General features: G+C 65.0%; 5 protein-coding genes. 3 read left to right on the top strand and 2 right to left on the bottom strand.

Features of this window, described 5'->3' with window-relative positions:
* The 3 genes from pyrD to RMO81_RS11940 all read left to right on the top strand — a co-directional run.
* A partial coding sequence (gene pyrD, locus RMO81_RS11950; RefSeq protein ID WP_310476111.1) for a dihydroorotate dehydrogenase (quinone) occupies positions 1-676 on the top strand: 676 nt, incomplete at its 5' end.
* A 41-nt stretch (positions 677-717) separates the two neighbouring features.
* Positions 718-2,451, top strand: coding sequence for a gamma-glutamyltransferase (gene ggt / locus RMO81_RS11945; RefSeq protein WP_310476110.1), 1,734 nt, complete (start codon positions 718-720; stop codon positions 2,449-2,451).
* Between the two features lie 43 nt (positions 2,452-2,494).
* The gene (locus RMO81_RS11940; protein WP_310476112.1) at positions 2,495-4,342 is read left to right on the top strand and encodes a long-chain fatty acid--CoA ligase; all 1,848 of its coding nucleotides are present in this window, start codon (positions 2,495-2,497) and stop codon (positions 4,340-4,342) included.
* On the opposite strand, the gene RMO81_RS11935 is transcribed toward RMO81_RS11940, so the two are convergent.
* Together RMO81_RS11935 and RMO81_RS11930 are read right to left on the bottom strand one after the other, a co-directional pair.
* Positions 4,330-6,309 (bottom strand): PBP1A family penicillin-binding protein, encoded by a 1,980-nt coding sequence (locus RMO81_RS11935; RefSeq protein ID WP_310476109.1) that lies wholly within the window; start codon positions 6,307-6,309, stop codon positions 4,330-4,332. The two genes, RMO81_RS11940 and RMO81_RS11935, sit on opposite strands and share 13 nt — an antisense overlap.
* Positions 6,309-7,081, bottom strand: a 773-nt coding sequence (locus tag RMO81_RS11930) for an EF-Tu/IF-2/RF-3 family GTPase (protein WP_310476108.1), incomplete at its 5' end; no start/stop codon positions are given. The genes RMO81_RS11930 and RMO81_RS11935, both read right to left, overlap by 1 nt.

Below are 7,081 nucleotides of genomic sequence, written 5' to 3'. Positions count from 1 at the left end.
CCGGCTGTCGGCCCGCCAAGGCAGGCCGGGCATCGTTGGCATCAACCTGGGGGCCAACAAGGACAGTGAAGACCGCACCGATGATTATGTGTCCGGTCTGCGCGCGCTGGCGTCGCTGGCGTCGTACGTCACGGTCAATATCTCCTCGCCGAACACGCCCGGCCTGCGCAGCCTGCAGGACGGCGCTGCGTTGGCCGATCTGATTGCGCGGGTGATGGCAGCACGCGGCGCGCTTGATGTGCCCGTATTCGTCAAGGTCGCTCCCGATCAGGGCGAGGATGATTGGGCCACCATCGTGCGCGCCTGCATCGATGGCGGGGTGGACGGCCTGATCGTTTCCAACACCACCATCACCCGCCCGGCGCTGGCCAGCCGCCATGCCGGCGAAACCGGCGGCCTGTCGGGCAAACCGCTAAAGCCGCTGGCGCTGGCGGCCCTCAAGCGCTTTCGCAGCCAAACCGGCGGGGCACTGCCGCTGATTGCCGTGGGCGGCGTCGCTTCGGGGCAGGACGCCTATGATCGCATCCGCGCCGGCGCCAGCGCGGTGCAGCTGTATTCGGCGCTGGTCTATCAGGGGCCGGGGTTGGTGACGCGCATCAAGGCCGATCTGGCCGCACTGCTGCGCCGCGACGGCTTTGCCAGCGTGGCTGAAGCCATGGCTGCCCCGCAAGTTTAGCCACTTTTCAGGCGCGCAAATCGGCTTAAGGTGCCTGTCTTATGAAGACCATGCTTTTCCTTGCCGTCTCCCTGTTTGCCACCGCCGCTGCGGCCCAGCCCATTCCCAAGGATGCGGACTCCGGTCCTGTGCAGGCCGCAAGCAGTGCCGGCGCCGGCCCGTTCAAGGCTGTGGTGTCTGCCGCACACCCGCTGGCCAGCGAAGCCGGGCTGTCTATCCTGCAACAGGGTGGCAGCGCGGCTGATGCGGCCATCGCCACCATGCTGGCGCTGACTGTGGTGGAACCGCAAAGCTCCGGCATCGGCGGCGGCGGTTTCATGGTCTATCAGCCGGCGAATGGCCCGGTGGGCAGCATCGATGGCCGCGAAAAGGCGCCCGGTGTGGCCAGCTCCAAACAATTCCTCGACGAAAACGGCAAGCCGTTGCCGTTCATGAAGGCTGCCACCGGCGGGCGCAGCGTGGGCGTGCCGGGCAACGTCGCGCTCGCCGCCAAGGCGCACCGGAAATGGGGCAAGCTGCCGTGGGCAAAGCTGTTTGAACCGGCGATCAAGCTGGCAGAAGGCTTCCCGATTTCGCCGACGTTTGCGCGTTTCATCGCCTTTGGGCAGGACAGTCTGAAACAGGCCGGCTCCGAAGGCCGTGCGCTGTATTTCGATGCCAATGGCGCGCCACTCACCGCGGGCACGACCTTCCGCAACGAAAAGCTCGCCGCCACGCTGCGGCTGATCGCCAGGCAAGGCCCCGACGCCTTTTACAAGGGGCCGATTGCCGCTGCCATCGTGAAGACGGTGAACAGCGCCGACGCCAATCCCACCGCGATGACGCTGGCCGATGTGGCCGCCTACAAGGCCGAAGTGCGCACGCCCGTGTGCGGCAGCTATCGCCAGTTCAAGGTGTGCGGCATGGGCCCGCCATCGTCGGGCGGGGTGGGCGTGCTTGCCATGCTGAAGCAGTTGGAACGTTTCGACATGAAGGGGCTGGGCCAGGACAACCCGGTTTCCTGGCATTTGTTTGCCGAAAGCCAGCGCCTCGCCATCGCCGACCGCGAGAAGTGGATCGCCGATCCGGCGTTCGTGGATGTGCCGACCAAGGGTCTGGCTGATCCGGCCTATCTGACGGCGCGATCGGGTCTGATCGATGCCGGCGGGCGTATTGCCAAGGCCGAAGCCGGCATGCCGGCCGGGGCACCGGCGGCGCGGGTGAACGCGGCAGACAATGAAGTGGCCGGCACCACCAATTTCGCCGTGGCCGACAGCATGGGCAACATCACCACCTGGACCAGCACGGTGGAAAAAACCTTTGGTTCCGGCTTGGTCGCCGAAGGTTTTGTGCTCAACAACGAGCTGACCGATTTCAATTTCGCCCCCGAAGATCAGGGCAAGCTGACTGCCAATCATGTGCAGCCGGGCAAGCGGCCACGTTCGGCCATGTCACCCACCATCGTCTATGATGCGTCGGGCAAGGCCATATTGGCCATTGGCGCGGCCGGCGGCGTGACCATCATCGCGCAGGTGACCAAGGCCATCATTGGCGTCCTCGATTGGGGGTTGAAGGTGGACGAAGCCATTGCGCTGCCCCAGCTGATTGCCATTGGTGACCGTTTCGCCGTTGAAAAGGGCACGATGCTGGAGGCGATGATTCCCGCCTTCACCGCCATGGGTCACAAGCCGGTGGCGACCGCGCTGCCGCTGAAGCTGAACGGCGTCCAGCGCGACGCAGGCGGCTGGCGCGGCGGTGCCGATGCCCGAGGCGAAGGCCGGCCGGCCGGCTATTGAAGACAAGAAAAGGGAACGACAAACGTTCCTGTGGGAGAGGATGATGCAACCGAAACTGCCGCCACTGCGGCCTGCCACGATTGCTGCGCGCATCGATGCGGCGCCGAACCTGGTGACCATGTTCCTGGACCGCGCCGACGAACAGCCGGCCGCGCCGATGCTGGTTGCCAAACATGGCGGTGACTGGCGCACGATCACATGGGGTGAGGCGCGCGATATCGTCGCCAGCCTATCGGCCGCGCTGACCGCCGCCGGCATCAATCGCGGTGACCGCGTGGTGATCGTATCGGAAAACCGCCCGGAATGGTGCCTCGCCGATCTGGCGGTCATGGCCGCCGGGGCCATTACCGTGCCGGCCTACATCACCAACACCGAAGCGGATCACACCCATATCCTGACCAACAGCGGCGCACGCGCGGCGCTGGTTTCGGGGCCGAAACTGGCCAAGGCGCTGCTGCCCGCAGCAATGGCCACCGATAATTGCCGCACCATCATCGCGCTGGAACCCGTGGGCGAAGTGCAGGGCCTGGCCATCCACGATTGGGGCAAGCTGATCGCCAGCCGCGCAGCCGTACTGGACGACGATCGGGCCGCCCTGCGCGCCCGCGCCACCATGAAGCGCGAGGATCTGGCCTGCATCATCTATACCAGCGGCACCGGCGGCCTGCCGCGCGGCGTGCGCCAGCATCATGGCGCGATTCTGCGCAACATCGCCGGCGCCATCGAAGTCATCGAACAGGATTTCTTCCCCGGCGATGTACCCGGCGAATTGTTCCTGTCGTTCCTGCCGCTGTCACACAGTTATGAACACACGGCCGGGCAATATATGCCGATCGGCATGGGCGGCCAGATCGCCTATGCCGAGGGCCTCGAAAAACTGGCCAGCAACATCGAGGAAGTGCGCCCCACCTTCATGGTGGTGGTGCCGCGCCTGTTCGAAGTGCTGCGCATGCGCATCGCCAAGCAGATCGAAAAGCAGGGCGGCCTGGCCATCACCCTGCTCAATCAGGCGCTGGCCATCGCCCGCAAGGAAGCCCGCGGCGAGCGCCTGAATCTGGCTGAACGGCTGATCGATCAGGCGCTGGAACGCACCATCCGCAAATCCATCCGCGCCAAGTTCGGTGGCCGCCTGTGCGCCATGGTGGCGGGCGGCGCCCCGCTGAATCCGGAAGTCGGCATTTTCTTCACCGCCATCGGCATCCCGATCCTGCAGGGCTATGGCCAGACCGAATCCGGCCCGGTGATCAGCTGCAACCGCCCGCGCGCCAAGCTGAAGATGCACACGGTCGGTCCGCCGCTGGGCCAGGTCGAAGTGAAGATCGCCAGCGACGGCGAAATCCTCGTGCGCGGCGAGCTGGTGATGGACGGTTACTGGATGAACGACGCCGAGAGCCACAAGGCCCTGAAGGACGGCTGGCTTTACACCGGCGACATCGGCCATCTCGACAAGGATGGCCACCTCGTCATCACCGATCGCAAGAAGGATATCCTCGTCAACGACAAGGGGGACAATGTCGCCCCGCAGCGCGTCGAAGGCATGCTGACCCTGCAGGACGAAATTGCCCAGGCCATGGTTTACGGCGATCGCCGGCCCTATCTGGTTGGCGTGGTCGTGCCCGAAGCCGAATGGGCCCTGAGCTTCGCCCGCGACAAGGGGCTGCCGGCCGATCTGGCCAAGCTGAAGGATGAACCGGAATATGTCCGCACGCTGCAGGCTGCGGTTGACCGGGTGAACCAGAAACTGAGCGTGGTTGAAAAGGTGCGCCGGGTGATCATCGCCGATGAAGCCTTCAGCACCGACAATCAGCAGCTGACCCCGTCACTGAAGATCCGCCGCCATGTGCTGAAGCAGGTCTATGGCGAGCGGCTGGACAAGCTCTACAAGGATTGAGCTGCGCCCTGCGGCGGTTCGGGTGGCGGTGGCGGTTCGGTCACCGATTCGTCGGGAATGTCGATGATCGCCGGCGGGCTGTTGGGCTCGCCATTCAGATCGATGGTCATGCCTTCCATGTCGGCCGCCAGCGCGTCCATGTCGACCTCGACAGGCGCTGCTTCGGCTTCCACCTCCAACCGGCCTTCGGCCTGCAGCGCGCGGCGCATAAAGCCGTTCCACAGCCGCGCGGGCAGGCTGCCGCCCACGATACTGGCGGCCATCGGCGAATTATCGTCGTTGCCCGCCCACACGCCAACCACCAGATCGCCGGCAAAGCCGATGAACAGCGCGTCGCGGTGGTTTTGCGTGGTGCCGGTCTTGCCCCAGGTCTTCATCGGCAGCCGCGCCTTGCTGCCGGTGCCGTTGCGCACGGCCGATTCCAGCAGCTGCATGATATCGGCCCGCACTGGCCAGGTGGCTTTGGTGTCTTCCGGCGGAGTCACTTTCTCCGGCCACGGCTCATTGCGCCACAGGCCAGTGGCCTTCACGGGATATCGGCCGCTGGCCACGGCGGCAAAGGCCCGCGTCATGTCGATCAGCGGGATCGGCGTGGTGCCCAGCGCCATCGCCGGATAGATGCTCACCCCGCCTTCGATGCCGAGTTTCTTCACCTGGGCGGCCACGGCGGAAATCCCCACCTCCTGCGCCAGCTTGACCGCTGCGACATTCGAGCTGGCGGCAAAGGCGGTGGCCAGGCTGATGGTGCCACGAAAACGCAGATCGTCGTTCTTGGGCGCATAGCATTCACCCGGCTGCTGGCCCGGTTCACACAGCTCGATGGGTTCATCGACGATGGTGTCGCCCGGCTTCTTGCCGGCTTCCAGCGCCGCCAGATAAACGAACAGCTTGAACGAGGAACCCGGTTGACGCTGGGCCTGGGTGGCGCGGTTGAAGCTGCTCGCCTTGTAATCGGTGCCGCCCACCATGGCGACCACGCGGCCATCCAGCCGCATCGCCACCAGCGCCGCCTGGTTCACGTTCAGGCCGCCGGCCCGGGCAATGCCATCGGTGACGATGTCTTCGGCGATCTTCTGCAATCTGGGATCCAGCGTCGTCTTGACGACAATCTCGCCATAATCGGCTTCGGTCGCCTCGCGCGCCTGCGGCAGCACCCAATCGGCAAAATAACTGCCGGTGGGCAAACTCTTGCGGCCGGGGTGATAAGCGGCCGGGCGGGCGGCCTTGGCCTGCGCCGCCGTGATGACGCCGGTATCCACCATTGCGCTGAGCACCTGCGCAGCACGTTCATTGGCCTGTTTGAGGTGGCGCGATGGTGCCAGCCGCGACGGCGCCTGCACAAGGCCCGCCAGCAAGGCGGCTTCGCCCAGCGACAATTGTTCGGGCGCCTTGTCGAAATAGGTGCGCGCCGCCGCCCGGATGCCATAGGCACCATCGCCGAAATACACCGACGACAGGTAATTCTGCAGGATCTCGTCCTTGCTCAGCCGCGCCTCCAGATAAAGCGCGATGATAATTTCCTGCAGCTTGCGCTTGATCGAGCGTTCCGACGACAGGAAGCTGGTTTTCGCCAATTGCTGGGTCAGCGTCGATCCACCCTGGCGCACACCGCCGGCCTGGGCATTGGTCACCAGCGCCCGGAAAATGCCGATGGGATCAACGCCGAAATGATCGTTGAAACGGCGATCTTCGATGGCGATGAAGGCGGCCGGCACATGGGCGGGCAATTGGCCGATCTTCACCGGCTCTTCCTTGTAATCGCCGCGCCGGGCGATCGCCTTGCCGTTCATATCGGTGATGATCAGGCTGGGCTGCTTGGCCGGTTCCAGCGCGCGGCCCAGTGGCGCGGTAACGACCAGCCAGGTGAACAGCAGCGCAAAGAGCCCAACGGTGCCGCCGGCAATCCACCAGCGCCAGGGGCGAACTTGCTCCCACAACGAACCAAGGCGGACGGCCACTCCGGCCATCAGGCACGTTCCCGCGTGGCGGAAAATTTGATGTCGGGGAAACGGCCCGTCACGAAATTCAATTCCCAATTGTCCCGCGCCAGGAACACCGGGGCGCCGTCACGATCTTCGGCCAGGGCGCTGCGATGTTCATCCACAAATGCCTTCATGGCCGCTGGCGTGCCGGAAATCCAGCGGGCGGTTTCGTAAGGGCTGGGTTCGAAACTGGCAGCAACGCGATATTCGGCGTCGAGCCGGCTGATCAGCACCTCCAGCTGCAACTGGCCAACGACGCCAACGATCCACTGGCTGCCGATCGCCGGCTTGAACAACTGCGTCACGCCTTCTTCGGCCATGTCGGTGAGCGCGGTTTTCAGCTGCTTGGACTTGGTCGGATCGTCCAGCCGCACGCGGCGCAGGATTTCCGGCGCGAAATTGGGGATGCCGGTGAAGGTGATTGCTTCCCCTTCGGTCAGCGAGTCGCCAACCCGCAACGACCCGTGGTTGGGGATACCGATGATATCGCCCGGAAACGCCTCGTCGGCCAGTTCGCGGCTTTGCGCGAAGAAAAAGATCGGACTGTGCACCGCGATGACCTTCCCCGTGTGCACCTGCTTCAGCTTCATACCGCGCTTGAACCGGCCCGACACCAGCCGCAGGAAGGCGACGCGGTCGCGGTGCTGCGGGTCCATATTGGCCTGGACCTTGAAGACAAAGCCGGTGACGGCGGGTTCGCCTGGGTCGATATTGCGCGGGGTCGCCGGTTGTGGGCGCGGCGGCGGCGCGTGCGCGG

Source organism: Sandarakinorhabdus sp. (assembly GCF_031422795.1).
Taxonomy (GTDB): domain Bacteria; phylum Pseudomonadota; class Alphaproteobacteria; order Sphingomonadales; family Sphingomonadaceae; genus Sandarakinorhabdus.
The sequence above is the reverse complement of the archived record's forward strand: the minus strand, read 5'-3'. Positions and strand labels throughout refer to the sequence as shown.